This is a genomic window from Bifidobacterium sp. ESL0769 (assembly GCF_029395495.1).
GTDB lineage: Bacteria > Actinomycetota > Actinomycetes > Actinomycetales > Bifidobacteriaceae > Bifidobacterium.
This window is the reverse complement of the sequence record NZ_CP113918.1, coordinates 886,649-901,436: the sequence shown is the minus strand read 5'-3', so window position 1 is coordinate 901,436 and position 14,788 is coordinate 886,649. Positions and strand designations below refer to the sequence as shown.

The window sequence follows — 14,788 nt, the reverse complement described above, 5'->3', positions numbered from 1 at the left end:
ATGGGTAAACAGTCCGCAAAACCGGAAACGGGAAAGCCCAAAACCATAAAACTTTCCGGCAAACATCGACTGGTCATCGCGTTCACTTTCTTCTCGATGTTTTTCGGCGCCGGCAATCTCATTTTCCCGCCGCTTATGGGCGCTCAAGCGCAGTCCGCCGCAATCCCGGCCACCATCGGCTTCATCGTCTCGGCGGTCGGCCTGCCAATTCTGGGCGTGCTGGCAGTAGCTTCGGCCGGCGGCTTCGAGCACCTCGCCTCGCGGGTCTCCCCCAAGTTCGCCGCCGTACTGGCCTTCGTCATCATCATGGCCATCGGCCCCTGCTTCGCCATCCCTCGCACGGCCACGACCTCTTACGAAATGGCCATCACCCCGTTCGTCGGCGAAAACAACCGTGTAGCGCTGCTGATCTATTCGCTGGTCTTCTTTGCACTTTCATTCATCCTGAGCCAACACCCTGAAAAGCTTTCGAAATCGCTCGGCCGCTTCATGGGACCGCTGCTGCTCGTGCTAATCGCAGTCATGTTCGTTGCCTGCATCTTCATCAATCACGCCCCGCTGGGCAAGCCGTTCGGCGACTACTCTCACGGTTCGCTGATCTACGGGTTTATCAACGGCTACCAGACCATGGACCTCCTGGCCGCACTCTACTTCGGTATCGTCATTTCCGCCAATATTTCGGAGTTCGGCGTCACCGACACCAAAACGAACCGCCGCGAAACCGGCATCGCTGGAACAGGCGCCGGCATCCTGCTCATTCTCATCTACGCCGCCCTTTCCTTCATTGGTGCGGTGAGCGGAACCATCAAATCCGCCAACGGCAAAAACGACACCGGCGCCACCGTGCTGACCAACCTCACCACCTCGGCGTTCGGCTCCATCGGCACCGCCTTCGTCGGCGTAATCTTCGTGCTCGCGTGCTTCAACGTCTGCACCGGCCTCATCTCGACATGTGCCACCTATTTCGAAGAGAACTTCCCCACCGTTTTCGGCCATGCAGTGAACTATCGCGCCTGGAGCGTCATCTTCGCCGTCTTTAGTTTCATCGTCTCGAACGCCGGTCTGAGCGCCATCATCACCGTCTCACTGCCGGTGCTAGGCGCCCTCTACCCCATCGCCATCGTGCTGGTTGTGTTGAACCTCGTCGAAAAGCCGTTCGCTTCCAAGTTCCAGCGCGTCTACTTCTGGACAGTACTGCTGGTGGCGCTATACACCATCTTCGACTGCATCATCAAGCTGCTTGCCGTCTTCGGGCTTTCCGTAACTTCTGTGAGCAACGTGCTGGCTCATTTGCCGCTCTATAGTGCTCAGCTGACGTGGCTCATCCCCGCCGCTGTCGGCATCGTCATCGGTATCGTGGACAGTCTGATCCGGCGCAATCATGAGTAGTCGCAAAGAAGTCTGAGTTCGTATACATTTGTGGGGTTCCGTCTTCAATAAATGGAACCCCACAATAATCAATATCGATTATGTTTCATAATCAAGCCATATGAAATGAGCATTCGCCTCAGGCTTTGGTGATGTGACCGCCGAACTGGTTGCGCATCGCGGTGACCACACGCAGAATATCGTCCGCACCGCCGCGCGAGGCCTGACGAGTGTAAAGACCGGCGCTGATGGCCGGGGTCGGGACACCCAGTTCAGCCGCGGCCTCGATCGTCCACTTCGCCTCGCCGGTCTCGTCGGCTACCGGCGGCATCCCCTTAAGGTCAGGATCATCCTTCATCGCACGGACCACAAGGTCAAGGAGCCAGGAATCGACGACACTGCCGGCGCGCCACGAAGCCATGACCTTTGCAGGATCAGTGACATATTCGCTGCGTTCCATCGTCGCGAAACCTTCGCCGAACGCCTGCATCATGCCGTATTCGATACCGTTGTGCACCATCTTGGCAAAGTGGCCGCCGCCGACCGGACCGGCATGGACCAAACCGTCTTTGCCTTCCGGCTTCAGCGCCTCGAAAATCGGGAGCATGCGCTGATATTCCTCATCGGTGCCACCTGCCATCAAAGCATAGCCACGCTCTTCGCCCCAGACACCGCCGGAGACGCCGCAGTCCATATATTCGATGCCTTTTTTCGCCAGCTTGTCGGCATTGATCTTGTCATCGGTATAGCGGCAATTGCCACCGTTGATCACCATGTCGCCGGGCTCAAGCAGCTCCAGAAGCTCGTCGAGCGTGCTGTCCGTGGCCTTGCCCGAGGGCACCATGACCCACACGTTACGCGGGGCATCGAGCTTGGAGACCAGCTCTTCTAGGCTCGAAACATCGCGACCGGATTCGGGGTTCAAATCGTAACCCACGACTTCGTGGCCGGCTTCGCGAATCCTCTTAGCCATGTTGCCGCCCATACGTCCTAGACCAATCATGCCGAGCTGCATCATTTCCTCCTTGAGAAACAACTGTTTGTCTACAATTAAAGAGTATCATATATTTTAAAGAGATTACCTTTATTTTTAAAAAGATTTCTTTTTATTTTATCTTTAATTTTTTGACGACATATGCGAATTTTTTACAAGTTTTTGATAACCTTGAGAGAATGAGCAACAAACGCAAAAGGCAGACGCACAGCCCCGTCCCCGATTCCCGAACCAATGACGATGACGATTTGGAAGCGAAGAAGCACCCAGCCAAAAAGACCAAGCCGAAAGCAAAGCTGGCACAGAGTACGGCGAATGCAGACGAAATGCAGACAACACCCAAGAATGACTCCGGCACACAGGCAAGCCTGACAAATGTTATAGAAGCTCAATCCACTCCCACGAATGCGACCAAGGCACATCCAGCCCCGGTGAGCGCAACCGAGGCACAAACCACGCCAATTCCGATGCATCACGACGTCGCCGAAAAACTCGCGATCGATATCATCGAAAACCGCTGGAAACCAGGCACCAGTATCACACTTAATGACATTCAGGAACGTTTCTCAATCTCCAGGACCGTGGCAAGGGAAGCCGCTCATGCCCTGCAATCCGCCAATGCCGTCATCGTGCGGAAACGCGTCGGTCTCATCGCCCAGAAACTGGATAAATGGCAGTCACTCGACACTCAGGTCATCGAATGGAAGCTGCACTCCAGCTGCAGGAAAGAGCAATTGCTGAGAATTACCGAGCTGCGTCTGGCCGTCGAACCCGTGGCCGCCGAGGATGCCGCGATGTACGCACCGATGGAAACCAAAGCGCTGATGCCGGTTCTGGCCAGCCAGATGCGCAAGGATGGGGAATCCGGCAATCTTACGGAATTCCATAAACTTGATACCCGGTTCCACAACGAGATACTGACGCACAGCGGCAACGAACTGTTCACCGCACTTTCGCCGCTGGTCGACATCGTGCTGAAAAGCCGTGTGGAACAGGGGCTTTACCCCGCCAGGCCGCGTCCCGACGCGCTGGACGCTCACGAAAAAGTAGCCGAGGGCATCTGGAAGGGCGATGCGAAACTCGCACGCAAGGCCATGACGCATATCGTCAGCGAGGTGCGCACAACCACACAGCACTCCTGATCCGGCAAACCAGCAAACCAATAATCCGATATTCCGATAATCCGACATACAAAATCGGGTCCCGCACCACTTCAAACAGAATGGCGCGGGACCCGATTTTTCTATTATGCCTAGTGTCTGCAGACGCTATCGCTCAGACGAACAGCGAGAGGCAGAGCACGGAAAGCAAGCCCACAACGGATATCACCGCTGTCGCGACTGTCCAGGACGAAAGGGTGTCCTTCAGCGAAAGGCCGAAGTATTCCTTGATCATCCAGAAGCCTGCGTCGTTGACGTGATCGCAGAACACAGAGCCAGCGCCGACGGCAAGCACCATCAGTGCGGGGTTCGCACCGGTGGAAGCCATCAGCGGCAACACCAGGCCTGCGCCGGTAAGCGAGGCGACGGTCGACGAACCGACACAAACGCGCAGGATGGCGGTGATGAGCCAGGCGGCGATCAGCGGCGGCATGCTGATGTTCGTGAACAGGTGGGAGACATAGGTGGAAACACCGCCGTCGACGAGCACCTGCTTGAAGGCGCCGCCGCCGCCGATGATCAGAAGCATCATGGCGATTTGTTTGACGGACTGCTCCATGGACTTGGTGATCTCGCCCATCTTCCTCTTCTGGTGGAAGCCCATCGACCACATAGCGAAAAGCATGGAGAGCAGCATTGCGATATCAGGCGCGCCGACGAACTGGATGGCCTCGTTGACGACGTTCTTCTTGGGGAGGATGAACGAGCAGATGGTCGCGAACGCGATCAGGATGACCGGCAGCAGCGAGGTAAGCACGGAGATGCCGAAGCCCGGGGTGTCCTCGGTCTTGAATTCCTTGTACTCGCCGAGCACGGTGATGTCGATGTCCTTGCGGTAGAGGCCGGGACGCAGCTTGTGCAGGAAGTGGTTGAAGACAGGGCCGGAGATGATGACGGTCGGGATGGCGACGATGATGCCATAGATCATGACCTGGCCCATGTTCGCGCCGAGCGTGCCGACGATTGCGGTGGGTGCAGGGTGCGGCGGCAGGAAGGCGTGGGCGACGTTCAATGTGACGGCCGCGGAAAGGCCAAGCTCCATGAACGGCATGTCGATTTCACGCGCGATCACGAAGATGATCGGGAGCAGCACAACAAGGCCAACTTCGAAGAACAGCGCGATGCCGACGATGAAGGATGCCAGAACGACGGCGATCTGGATGTGCTTGCGTCCGAATTTGTCAATCAGGGTCATGGCGATGCGGTGTCCGCCGCCGGAATCGGAAACCAGCTTGCCCAACATCGAACCGAAGCCGAAGATGACGGCAAGGTGGCCAAGCTGGCCGCCGATGCCGGTTTCGATGGTCGTCGGAATCTTGGCGATGGGGATCTGGAGGACCAATGCCGCCAGAATCGAGGTTATAATCAGCGATACAAACGTATTGAGCTTGCATTTAGCGATCAGAAAAATCAGCACTGCGACAGCGCAGGCCACAATTACTAATGGCATTGCTTTTCATACTCCTTCATATTGTTCTTCTTTGTTTTCTATTTTTCATTCCTGCGTCTTTCGACACGGGAAACAACTTTGTTGATGGACCGGCCTTGGGCTTGAACCTTTGGCTTTAACCTTTGATTTGAACCTCGGCCCCGCTCAGCCCGATTTGGGCAGCTCCGGCGTTAAACCGGCATCAGCGGAGCAGGTAGCCTCCGTCGACAGGCAACATCACGCCGGTGACATAGTCGGAGGCCGCGGAGCATAGGAACACCATCGCCCCCATGAGCTCGCTCGGCTCACCCCAATGGCCTGCCGGAATGTGATCGTGAATCTCGACGCTGCGCACCGGGTCATTTTGGAGGGCGAGTGTCATCGGTGTGTTGATATAGCCGGGAGCCAGGCCGTTGACCTGCACATTGTACGGCGCGAGGGCATCGGCATAGGCCTTGGTGAGCCCCATGACCGCGTGCTTACTGGCGGCGTACGGGAAGATTCGCTTGCCGGCACGGTAGGACTGCATCGAGCCGATGTTGACGATCTTGCCGCTCTTCTGCTTCATCATCACTTTCGCGACTTCATGAGAAAGGTAATACAAAGCGTTGAGGTTCACATCAATGACCTTGCGCCAGTCTTCGTCGGGGAAATCAGCGAGATCGTGGCGAAGCTGGATACCGGCGTTGTTGATGAGCACGTCGATGCGGCCGAATTCTTTGAGAGCTTGTTCAACGATGGACTTGGCCGCGCCGTCTTCGGTGATGTCTTGCTTGATGAACACGACCTTACGACCATTGCCCTCAACGATCTTGCGCGTCTCGTCCCAACCGTTTTCGGTGGCGCTGACGACGCAGACATCGGCTCCGACCGTGCTGACAGCCTGAGTATAGTACTTCCCCAGCCCGCTTGCGCCTCCGGTGATAAGCACGACTTTGTCGGTCAGCTCAAAACTGTGAATGGAAAAATCGGCCATAATGTATCCTTTCCTTCGTCGTTAAAGGCTTTGTTATACGTTTTAACTACATTCGGCTGAATCAACCGACTAAATCATTCGAATCGACCAATTCAGCCAAGCCGTCTGATTCCGCATGTTTTTGCTGAATCAGGAACTGCTGCGGCGAAAGCAGCCTTACCTTCGCCGCGACTTTTACCAATGATGTCGACTAAGCGAGCTTACCGGTTTCTTCGTAGCGCTTGATGGCTGCGATGGCGCGGTTTTCGACGGTGGTCGGGTCTCCTTCAACGGAGACCGTGACACCGTTTTCGTCGGGTTCAAGCGGCTCAAGATCGGCGAACTGGCTGGGAAGCAACGACGGCGGCATGTAATGGCCTTTGCGCTTGGCCAGACGACCGCCGATGAGCTCTTGGCTGCCGGAAAGATGAACAAAAAGGACGTTAACATGCTTGTGGAGTACCTCGCGATAGGTCCGCTTCAACGCAGAGCAGGAAACCACGGTGGAGTTGCCTTCCTTGTCCTGATCGGTCATCCACTGGCTAATGGTCTCCAGCCAAGGCCAACGATCCTCGTCCGTTAGCGGTATGCCATGACTCATTTTGTCTACATTCGCCTTGGGGTGGAAATCGTCGCCTTCGGCCATCACGAAGCCCAATTGGTCTCGCACAGCCTGCGCTACGGTGGTTTTGCCGCAGCCGGCAACGCCCATGATGACAACATGAATACTCATATTTAACTCTCCTGCGTCCTCGCAATGAACAACCGACGAAAATTACTATATGACGATGTAACCGTTTTGTCAAAAGAATGACCAAAGTTTTTAAAGAGAGTACTTATATTTACAATCAGATATATTCAGACGTTAATCATTCTGCTATATAAACCATGGGGTTACAAATATCTGAATACTCGTGCAGATATGACACGCCGACAATGCTTTCGCAATACAGATTTCGAGATATGCAAACCGGACGAGACATATTTTTTTCTGCTTTGGAACCCGACCACTCACGGTTAAAAAAACGCCGGGTGACGTTGAATTGCCACCCGGCATATCAGCCGGCCTTGGTTTCCGGCTTGGTACTTTTGCGGTACTTTTTAAAGCTATCGAGCCATCGGCGTCACTCGGTGCCGTCCTTGGCGATGGCTCCGGTGGCGCGTCCGATGGCGCGCAGGCCGTGGTACATCACGAGCACCGCGACAGTGCCGATGGCGATGCCGTTGAACTTGACGCCGCTAATTGCGAAGCCGAAGTCGGCGATGCCGATGATCATCGTCACCGCGGCGGTCATGTTGTTCAGGGGCTTGCCGAAGTCGACGTGGTTGTCGACCCAGATGCGCACGCCGACCATGCCGATCATGCCGTAGAGCAAGGTGGTCACGCCGCCCAAGACGCCGGCGGGAATCGTGTTGATGATGGCGCCGAACTTCGGGCAGAGGCTCAGGATCAGAGCGAAAGCAGCCGCGCACCAGTAGGCGGCGGTGGAATAGACGCGGGTGGCGGCCATTACGCCGATGTTCTCACCGTAGGTGGTGGTGCCTGATCCGCCGCCAAAGCCGGCGATCGTGGTTCCAAGGCCATCAGCGAAGAGGGCGGTGCCGATGTGGTCGTCATAGTTGCGGCCGGTCATCTGTGCGACGGACTTGACATGGCCGACGTTTTCGGCGATCAGGACCATGACCACCGGAATGAACATCGGCAGCACCGAGAAATCAACCTGCGGCAGGTGGAAGTGCGGGAAACCAATCCATGCGGCCCTGCCCACGGCGGCGAAGTCGACCTGGCCCCGGAAGCAGGCGTAGGCGTAACCGACCAAGACACCGAGCAGGATATTCAGGCGGCCGAGCAGCCCCTTGAAGAGCACGGCAATAAGCAGGACGGCAATCAATGTAACTGCCGCGGTGTCGGGAGCCTTCTGGAAATTATTCCATACCGATGGAGCCAAGTTGAAACCGATGATGGCCACTATGGCGCCGTTGACCACCGGAGGCATGATGATGTCAATCCATTTCGCGCCGGCGAAGTGCACCAGAATACCAATCAGCGCCAGCAGCATACCGGTGACCATGATGCCAAAGCTCGCCACGGCAATGCCCTTGTGCGCGGTGGTGACCGCGACAATCGGGGCTATAAAACCAAATGAGCTACCCAAATAACTGGGTAGCTCATTTTTATTGATCAACAGGAACAGCGCCGTCGACATCGCCGTGAAAAACAACGTCGTGGACGGATCGAAGCCCGTCAGTATCGGAACGAGGAACGTCGCGCCGAACATCGCGATCACGTGCTGGGCACCAATGCCCGCCGTTCGGCCCCACGTCATTCTCTCGTCGGGGTCGACCACTTCCCCGGGATTCAACGTCTTGCCGTCACCGTGCAGTTTCCAGGTGAACATGTTGCTCATCCTTGACTCTCCTTTTGGGCATACTTCCGCCACTAATAGAAAATAGGGGATTCACCGCGCGGCTTTGATTTCGTCACGCGCCGTTGGATATTATAGCGGTCCCCTTGACGTCGGCGTGTCGAGTATCGCACAAGTGACAACCATTTCTTTGAAGCGACAACTGACGTTGCTGGAGGCTGGGATATACAAGGTTCGGGCTGAGCCGTTAAGCAGGAAGCCCGGTGGGCTTCCTGTAGGTGGAGTGAGCGCGATGCATCGAGCGCGAAGGCAAAATCTTTGATTTTGCACAGGCCGGTAGGCCAAGCTTTACGCCTGAGCATCACATATCCCAGCCTCCAGCACTCAACACATTCTCACTGTTGAGGAAACGACTTATAGATGAGGGGTTACCGATTGGACGACGTCTACGAGGTCACCGTTGGAGAGGAGGGGACGCTGGAACTCGCGCCACGGGTCGACCTTGATCGTCCAACGGCCGGTGTCCTTATCGTAGACCGGGCGCGCGGTCTGCTCGAAACGGATGCGCTCGTCGGTGCGGCCGGTGTGGGGGTCGCGGCGCGAATAGTGCAGGCAGGTGCAGTTGGTGATCTTCCAATTGTCGCTGTCAGCGCGGCGCAGGAACTCTTCGTCGGAAAGGTCTTCGAGGGTGAGCATCAGCGAAAGCATGAAATCACCGTGGGTCACCACGATGACGGACTGGGCTTCGGCGCGGCGGTTCAGCGACGTCAGCAGGTTATGGACGCGGTTTTCGGCGACGTCGGCAAGGGATTCGCCGGCCGGCGGACGCCAGTAGAGCGGATCCGTCTTCTTGAACATCCAGTTGCGTTCGTAGTTGTTCTTGAACACGTCCTGGGTCACCGTGCTGATCTCGCCCCACGAACGTTCGCGCAACACGCGGGTCTCCTCCCACTTGGCCTTGGGCAATGCCATGGTCGCCGCGGTCTCGCGGGTACGAACGTAAGGAGAAACCAAGTAGCGATCAAAAAGCTGCTGCTGCTCGACCAGCCAGCGGCCGATACAATAGGCCTGCTTGCGCCCCGTCGCCGTCAGCCTCCACGAGCGGTCCGGGACAGTGACGTTGTCCTGCGTATAAAGCGAATTATCGCCGTGCTCCCCGGCCTTGACGATGACGTTCGCCTCCGACTCACCATGTCGAATCACATACAAATCCAATGGCATACCCATATGCCCACCTCTATTCCTACATATATTCCCGTATATGCCTCATCAATAAATACTGGTACCAATCATAATCCCACGTTCTTCCCGATTGCAGCAACGCTGGCCGCAACCACGCCAAACCTGGCGATATTTTCCAAAAGTACCAAATATTATTCCATTATCACGACCGGCACTGTCTAGCAAGCTTTGATAAGATGTCATAAACAACGCCGATAATCTCACGTTCACCTATCCGCCAAATTTATGTTTCAAACACCTCGCTAACGGGGATGGGGCCGATATGGTGGATAGCACAACTCAAAGCTGTATAAACCCCAGCGAGAAAAGGTCGCCCACATGTCCACTCGAAACACCATCAACACCGCCATCGCAGGCTTGGCACTGACTCTCAGCGTCTCCATGGCCTTGGCCGGTTGCGGCGGATCGACAGGTGGGACGAGGCAGGGCGACGCTTCCTCAACAGGCTCCGCGTCACAGCAACCGGTGGTGGTCAACAACGTCGAGCCCGCAGTGGGCCTTGTCCCCTCCAACACCGACGACACCGCGGGTTGGAAGGTCGTCACCCAACTGTTCGAAGGGCTGGTCACGTTCGGCAAGGACGGCAAACTCGTCAACGCCGGGGCACAATCCATCACCTCCAACGCCGACGCCTCGCAATACACCATCACTTTGAAGCCAGGACTCACCTTCTCCAATGGCGAGCGCATCACCGCCGAAACCTACGCAAAATCCTGGTCGTTCGCCGCCAACGCCGCCAATGGCATGATGGGAGCCTCCATCTTCTCGACCATCGCGGGCTACGACGCGCTGCAGAACGAGAAAGGCGACCCGAAGGCGCAGCTTTCCGGTCTGCACGCCGTGGACGACAACACGCTCAAGGTCGATATCAACGGCCACGATTCGTCGTTCAACTACAAGGTCGGCGATGTGGCGTTCCTGCCAATGCCTTCGAGCGCATTCGCCGATATCAAGGCGTTCGGTGAGCATCCAGTGGGCAACGGGCCATACAAACTCACATCCTGGACCCACGACCGGGAGATACGGCTGACACCGAGCAAGACCTACAAAGGCCCTCGCAAACCAGCAAATTCAGGGCTTACCTTCAAGCTTTACACGAACGTCGATTCGGCGTATTCGGATCTCGAAGGCGGCAATCTCGACGTGCTCGACGCCATCCCCAACTCGGCGCTGACCACGTTCCGTTCGGACAAGGACGTCACCCCTTACGTCAAGCCCGGTCCGGCCTTCAAATCCTTCACCATCCCCCAGAATCTCAAGCATTTCAGCGGCGAGGAAGGCCGCTTGCGGCGCGAGGCGATTTCGCTTTCCATCGACCGCAAAGACATCACCACCAAAGTGCTGCACGGCACGGCCAAGATGGCCACGGACTTCACAGCCCCCACCATTGCGGGCTACTCCACCAAACTCGTCGGCGCCGACGTCATCGGCTACAACCCGAAGAAGGCGCGGGAACTGTGGAAAAAGGCCGATGCCATTGCTCCCTTCGACGGGCAGTTCCGTCTGGCCTACAGCGCCGACAGCGGGTTCAAGCCCTGGGTGGAGGCCATCGTCAACTCGATCAAGAACTCGCTTTCGATTGACGCCGCACCTTATGCGCTGCCCACGCAGAAGGAATTCAGCGGGGCGGTGCACAACCGGACCATCAACGCGGCTTTCGTGCAAGGGCTGCAATCGGATTACCCGCATCCGGAAGGCTACCTTGTGCAGGCCTACGATTCTTCGGCGGCTGACGGGAAGGGGCTCAACAACGGCGATTACAGGAGTGCGGAATTCGACTCTTTGATCGACAAGGCGGCAGCGCAACCTTCGCTGTCAGACTCGATTTCAACTTATCAGCAGGCCGAAGAGACGCTGCTGCGCGACTTGCCAGTGATTCCTTTGTGGTACGCGAACGTGGCCGCCGGCAGCACCAAAAACGTCAAGGTCGATTTCAACTATATGGGCCTTCCCGAATACGAGAAGATCACGAAGTAATACAGGAAAATTCAGGGGCGAAAACGGAACCGGAGGTTGGTTGCCACCACGTAAGGTGGGTCCGGCGTCCCATTTCTTACTTTTCGTAACCATATGCAAGAAATGGGACGATGAAAACAATCCCAGCGACGCATTTCTTGCATTTCGTGACGCAAATGCAAGAAACAGGACGCCAAAGAAGTAACAATTGGCATAAGCATCTCACAATCGCCGAATTGACCGCCCTCAGCACATATAGCTATTTCCCCCATTTACACAAAACGAAAAGGCCGTCTGATTGGTATTCCCAACCAAACGGCCTGCGCGTTTTATCGGTCAAAACGACCTATCGGCAAATCAGCCCTCAATGGCAATCTGATGCTTGGCCTCGACCTTCGGCTGCGGCTGAACCTTGGCAATTTCGAGGCTCAGCGTGCCGTCCTTGTAGGCGGCGTGAATGTCAGATTCCTTGACCTCGTCGCCGACGTAGAAGCTACGCGAGCAGGTGCCGGCGTAACGTTCGCGACGCAGCCACTTGCCTTCATCGTTCTTCTCGTCATGGTTCTCGTCACGCTTGGCGGAGACGGTCAGATAACCGTCGTGCAGCTCAAGGGCGATATCGTCCTTGTTGAAGCCGGGCATATCGATGGAGACGTCGTAGGCCTTATCGGTCTCGCGAACATCGGTCTTCATCATGTTGGCCGAAGAGATCGGGTTGCCCATGCGGGAGCTCGAATCACCCCAACCGGCGAAGAACGGATCGTCGAACATATCAGAGAACGCATCATGCATCAAAGCCGGAAACATAGCCATAATCAATACTCCTAAGTATTGGAGGCAAGCCATGACGTCCGCGGCCGGAAGCCGGCCAGCCGGGTGACGAGAGGCTCCGGAACCTCACGGCTCCAAGTCTTTATCTTGTCACTTAGTCCAACCGATATTCCCGCTGCGGCTTCCCGAATTTAACCTGCAGTGAACAAAACTTGAGTCTCCTCGACTCAAGTTTTGGAAATCCCCGTTTTGTTACATTTAAATAAAATCTACTGTTTTACTCGCCCTTGTACGGGTAGTCACGGCGACGTGTGGCCGTGAACTCGCGGACACGCTTGATCTTGTTCTGGCGATTGAACTCAATGACCGAAACCCCGTCATAATCATAGGACTCGCCCTCGCGCTCCTGCCCTGCAAGCGTCCAGAAAACGGTGATCGACGGCTGGCCCTCACGACCGCGTGCGTGCGTAAAATAGCTGACTTTCCACGTCAGTATCGTCTGACGCTCCATCGCGTCCTCGATCCAATGATGAATCTGGTTGCGGTTTTCGTAGATATGCCCGTTGGATTCCTCGTAGACACAATCCGGAGCGAAAATCGCGTCGAGTTTATCGAAATCGCGCGTCACCCACATGTTGAAGTAGTCGGAAATGGCACGCTCACGCTTGTGTGCCCTCGGTATTGATAACGTCACTGTCGCCATAACTATTATCATACGCTATACAAACGGCTTTACACGGCCTAAATAAGGATTTTTTCTATGAAATTCCTGACTTTGGGATGTCCGAAACCGAACTTTTCTGATATACGACCGATTATCTTTCGTCATTTCGCAATAACAGCATTTGACAACAGAACGCATTGCTTTACGAAAGCCGTCGGTCAAGCGATTTTGCGAGAACGTGAAAATCATTTATGAAAGTTTCCTGGCGAGATAATCTTTCAAAACCACTGCCTGATTGTGCGCCGGGTCCTTGGCGCCGTATAGCAGAGTGACTTTCGGCTGGTCGCGGCATATCGCAACCAGCTTGTCGACCGTTTCCGTGTTATTGTCCAGTTCCTTGCGGTATTTATCGGCGAACTCATCGAATTTGGCGGGGTCGTGACCGAACCACTTACGCAGCTGCGTGGTCGGGCCGATCTCCTTGAGCCACAAGTCGAGCTTCGCGTTCACCTTGGAAATGCCGCGAGGCCAAAGCCGGTCGACCAACACACGATAGCCATCCGAATCCTCGGCCACCTCATAAACCCGCTTCAACGCAATCGTCATATCTTCCGCCCCTTTGGCTTGACAACTACCTAAAGCGTAACGCAAATAAGGTCAGAACAACAGACATCAGCTCATCAGGAAATCAAGAATGTTCATGCCGGCGTCGGTTTCGGCACGATAGAGCTCGGTGTAGCCGCACTGGGTGCAGCTGACGGTAATGAATTTCTTGTTCTGTACGTTGAACAGCTTGGCGAATTCACCGCCGGTCGCTTGGAATTGATCGGAGGTGTAGTGCTGGCAGCCGCACTTGACACATACGTACTGTTTCTGCTCCATCGGGGGCCTTTCTTTATATTTGTACATCTCTCAACATGTTTGTATATCTCTCAATAGTCTATCTAACCATACAGCGCTGGCATAAAAATGCCGCTTCCGAAGCCTGTGCTTTCGGGAGCGGCAATATGTCAGAATCAGATTTCGATCTGAACTTCAGACCAGAACCTCGTCGATCGGCTTGTCACCGTCGTAGAAATCGATGGTCTTACGCTTGGCGACATCGGCACCGAGCACGCGGGCGATGACCGCCGCGACGTTGCCGCGCGAGGTCGCACTTTGCTCGCTGGTTGCCGGCTTGCCGTCAATCATCGTATGGTCATCGGTCAAGACAATCTTGTCGGTTTCCGGCTCAAGCGTAAGCAGGCCGGGGCCGAGAATCGTATATTCAAGCGAGGAATCACGCAAGTGGGCGTCAGCATCGTGCTTAGACTGTGCATACGTGATGAACGAGTCAGGCCAGCCCATCTCCTGCGGATCGCGGTCAGCCGTATCATACGAAACCATGACAAAGCGGCGCACACCCACCTTTTCGGCCGCATCAATCGCGTTGACCGCTGCCTGATAATCGACGGCATGGGTACGAACGTCATCCCCACCGCCGGCACCTGCCGAGAACACGACGGCAACGGCGCCTTCGAACAGACCAGCAAAGCTGTCGACGTTGGCATGTTCCATATCGAAGACCACCGGGTTCGCGCCGGCCTTGCGCACGTCGTCGGACTGCGCCGGGTTGCGGATCACCGCATCGACGTTGAAACCGGCTTCCTTAAGCTTCGGCTCGGCAAGCAACGCCACCTTCCCGTGTCCGCCCAGAACAATGACTTTCCGCTGTTGTTGTATCTGTGACATACTCGTCAAACCTTTCACGAATGGCGCCTTGTGCGCCTGCCTCATGCGCCATCCGCTTCTTCACTGACCGCGCATCAAACAATTATCACACCGCCGTATACGTTCGCGGACAGCTATAATCAATCATCTGATTGCGCCAGCTGCGGTGTCGG

General features: G+C 55.7%; 14 protein-coding genes. 3 read left to right on the top strand and 11 right to left on the bottom strand.

Annotation, left to right across the window (positions count from 1 at the left end):
- Positions 1-96 precede the first annotated feature (96 nt).
- Positions 97-1,389, top strand: a complete 1,293-nt coding sequence (gene brnQ, locus OZX72_RS03620) for a branched-chain amino acid transport system II carrier protein (RefSeq protein WP_277159353.1) — start codon at positions 97-99, stop codon at positions 1,387-1,389.
- A gap of 118 nt (positions 1,390-1,507) precedes the next feature.
- Here brnQ and gnd read toward each other — a convergent pair whose 3' ends face one another.
- On the bottom strand, positions 1,508-2,383 hold the full coding sequence (gene gnd, locus OZX72_RS03615) for a phosphogluconate dehydrogenase (NAD(+)-dependent, decarboxylating) (RefSeq protein WP_277159352.1): 876 nt from the start codon (positions 2,381-2,383) through the stop codon (positions 1,508-1,510).
- A gap of 158 nt (positions 2,384-2,541) precedes the next feature.
- Between gnd and OZX72_RS03610 the strand changes: the two genes are divergently transcribed.
- Complete coding sequence (locus tag OZX72_RS03610; protein WP_277159047.1) at positions 2,542-3,504, top strand: FCD domain-containing protein; 963 nt, start codon at positions 2,542-2,544, stop codon at positions 3,502-3,504.
- 133 nt (positions 3,505-3,637) lie between these two features.
- On the opposite strand, the gene OZX72_RS03605 is transcribed toward OZX72_RS03610, so the two are convergent.
- The 5 genes from OZX72_RS03605 to OZX72_RS03585 all read right to left on the bottom strand — a co-directional run bounded on the left by OZX72_RS03605 (position 3,638) and on the right by OZX72_RS03585 (position 9,499).
- A complete protein-coding gene (locus OZX72_RS03605) occupies positions 3,638-4,972 on the bottom strand; it encodes a gluconate:H+ symporter (protein ID WP_277159046.1) in 1,335 nt (444 codons plus the stop codon).
- 181 nt (positions 4,973-5,153) lie between these two features.
- On the bottom strand, positions 5,154-5,927 hold the full coding sequence (locus OZX72_RS03600) for a glucose 1-dehydrogenase (protein ID WP_277159045.1): 774 nt from the start codon (positions 5,925-5,927) through the stop codon (positions 5,154-5,156).
- Between the two features lie 190 nt (positions 5,928-6,117).
- The gene (locus OZX72_RS03595) at positions 6,118-6,639 is read right to left on the bottom strand and encodes a gluconokinase (protein ID WP_277159044.1); all 522 of its coding nucleotides are present in this window, start codon (positions 6,637-6,639) and stop codon (positions 6,118-6,120) included.
- 391 nt (positions 6,640-7,030) lie between these two features.
- Positions 7,031-8,314 carry a solute carrier family 23 protein gene (locus OZX72_RS03590; RefSeq protein WP_277159043.1) on the bottom strand — a complete coding sequence of 428 codons (1,284 nt, stop codon included), beginning with the start codon at positions 8,312-8,314 and terminating at the stop codon, positions 7,031-7,033.
- A gap of 372 nt (positions 8,315-8,686) precedes the next feature.
- The gene (locus OZX72_RS03585) at positions 8,687-9,499 is read right to left on the bottom strand and encodes a histidine phosphatase family protein (RefSeq protein ID WP_277159042.1); all 813 of its coding nucleotides are present in this window, start codon (positions 9,497-9,499) and stop codon (positions 8,687-8,689) included.
- A gap of 333 nt (positions 9,500-9,832) precedes the next feature.
- Between OZX72_RS03585 and OZX72_RS03580 the strand changes: the two genes are divergently transcribed.
- Positions 9,833-11,491, top strand: coding sequence for an ABC transporter substrate-binding protein (locus OZX72_RS03580; protein ID WP_277159041.1), 1,659 nt, complete (start codon positions 9,833-9,835; stop codon positions 11,489-11,491).
- A 336-nt stretch (positions 11,492-11,827) separates the two neighbouring features.
- Here OZX72_RS03580 and OZX72_RS03575 read toward each other — a convergent pair whose 3' ends face one another.
- The 5 genes from OZX72_RS03575 to OZX72_RS03555 all read right to left on the bottom strand — a co-directional run bounded on the left by OZX72_RS03575 (position 11,828) and on the right by OZX72_RS03555 (position 14,636).
- A complete protein-coding gene (locus OZX72_RS03575; RefSeq protein ID WP_277159040.1) occupies positions 11,828-12,283 on the bottom strand; it encodes an Hsp20/alpha crystallin family protein in 456 nt (151 codons plus the stop codon).
- Between the two features lie 235 nt (positions 12,284-12,518).
- Positions 12,519-12,944, bottom strand: a complete 426-nt coding sequence (locus OZX72_RS03570) for a nuclear transport factor 2 family protein (RefSeq protein WP_277159039.1) — start codon at positions 12,942-12,944, stop codon at positions 12,519-12,521.
- Positions 12,945-13,154: 210 nt separating this feature from the next.
- Positions 13,155-13,511 (bottom strand): DUF488 domain-containing protein, encoded by a 357-nt coding sequence (locus OZX72_RS03565; RefSeq protein WP_277159038.1) that lies wholly within the window; start codon positions 13,509-13,511, stop codon positions 13,155-13,157.
- 66 nt (positions 13,512-13,577) lie between these two features.
- Entirely contained in the window at positions 13,578-13,787 is a 210-nt protein-coding gene (locus OZX72_RS03560) for a zinc ribbon domain-containing protein (protein ID WP_277159037.1), read from the bottom strand.
- A 153-nt stretch (positions 13,788-13,940) separates the two neighbouring features.
- On the bottom strand, positions 13,941-14,636 hold the full coding sequence (locus OZX72_RS03555) for an SDR family oxidoreductase (RefSeq protein WP_277159036.1): 696 nt from the start codon (positions 14,634-14,636) through the stop codon (positions 13,941-13,943).
- Positions 14,637-14,788 lie beyond the last annotated feature (152 nt).

What these genes read in the sequence shown, in the direction of transcription:
- OZX72_RS03585 (WP_277159042.1), bottom strand. Translation starts at nt 9,499, where the DNA reads ATGGGTATGCCATTGGATTTGTATGTGATTCGACATGGTGAGTCGGAG.
- OZX72_RS03600 (WP_277159045.1), bottom strand. Translation starts at nt 5,927, where the DNA reads ATGGCCGATTTTTCCATTCACAGTTTTGAGCTGACCGACAAAGTCGTG.
- OZX72_RS03570 (WP_277159039.1), bottom strand. Translation starts at nt 12,944, where the DNA reads ATGGCGACAGTGACGTTATCAATACCGAGGGCACACAAGCGTGAGCGT.
- brnQ (WP_277159353.1), top strand. Translation starts at nt 97, where the DNA reads ATGTTTTTCGGCGCCGGCAATCTCATTTTCCCGCCGCTTATGGGCGCT.
- OZX72_RS03580 (WP_277159041.1), top strand. Translation starts at nt 9,833, where the DNA reads ATGTCCACTCGAAACACCATCAACACCGCCATCGCAGGCTTGGCACTG.
- OZX72_RS03565 (WP_277159038.1), bottom strand. Translation starts at nt 13,511, where the DNA reads ATGACGATTGCGTTGAAGCGGGTTTATGAGGTGGCCGAGGATTCGGAT.
- OZX72_RS03610 (WP_277159047.1), top strand. Translation starts at nt 2,542, where the DNA reads ATGAGCAACAAACGCAAAAGGCAGACGCACAGCCCCGTCCCCGATTCC.
- OZX72_RS03575 (WP_277159040.1), bottom strand. Translation starts at nt 12,283, where the DNA reads ATGGCTATGTTTCCGGCTTTGATGCATGATGCGTTCTCTGATATGTTC.
- OZX72_RS03555 (WP_277159036.1), bottom strand. Translation starts at nt 14,636, where the DNA reads ATGTCACAGATACAACAACAGCGGAAAGTCATTGTTCTGGGCGGACAC.
- gnd (WP_277159352.1), bottom strand. Translation starts at nt 2,383, where the DNA reads ATGCAGCTCGGCATGATTGGTCTAGGACGTATGGGCGGCAACATGGCT.
- OZX72_RS03560 (WP_277159037.1), bottom strand. Translation starts at nt 13,787, where the DNA reads ATGGAGCAGAAACAGTACGTATGTGTCAAGTGCGGCTGCCAGCACTAC.
- OZX72_RS03595 (WP_277159044.1), bottom strand. Translation starts at nt 6,639, where the DNA reads ATGAGTATTCATGTTGTCATCATGGGCGTTGCCGGCTGCGGCAAAACC.
- OZX72_RS03590 (WP_277159043.1), bottom strand. Translation starts at nt 8,314, where the DNA reads ATGAGCAACATGTTCACCTGGAAACTGCACGGTGACGGCAAGACGTTG.
- OZX72_RS03605 (WP_277159046.1), bottom strand. Translation starts at nt 4,972, where the DNA reads ATGCCATTAGTAATTGTGGCCTGCGCTGTCGCAGTGCTGATTTTTCTG.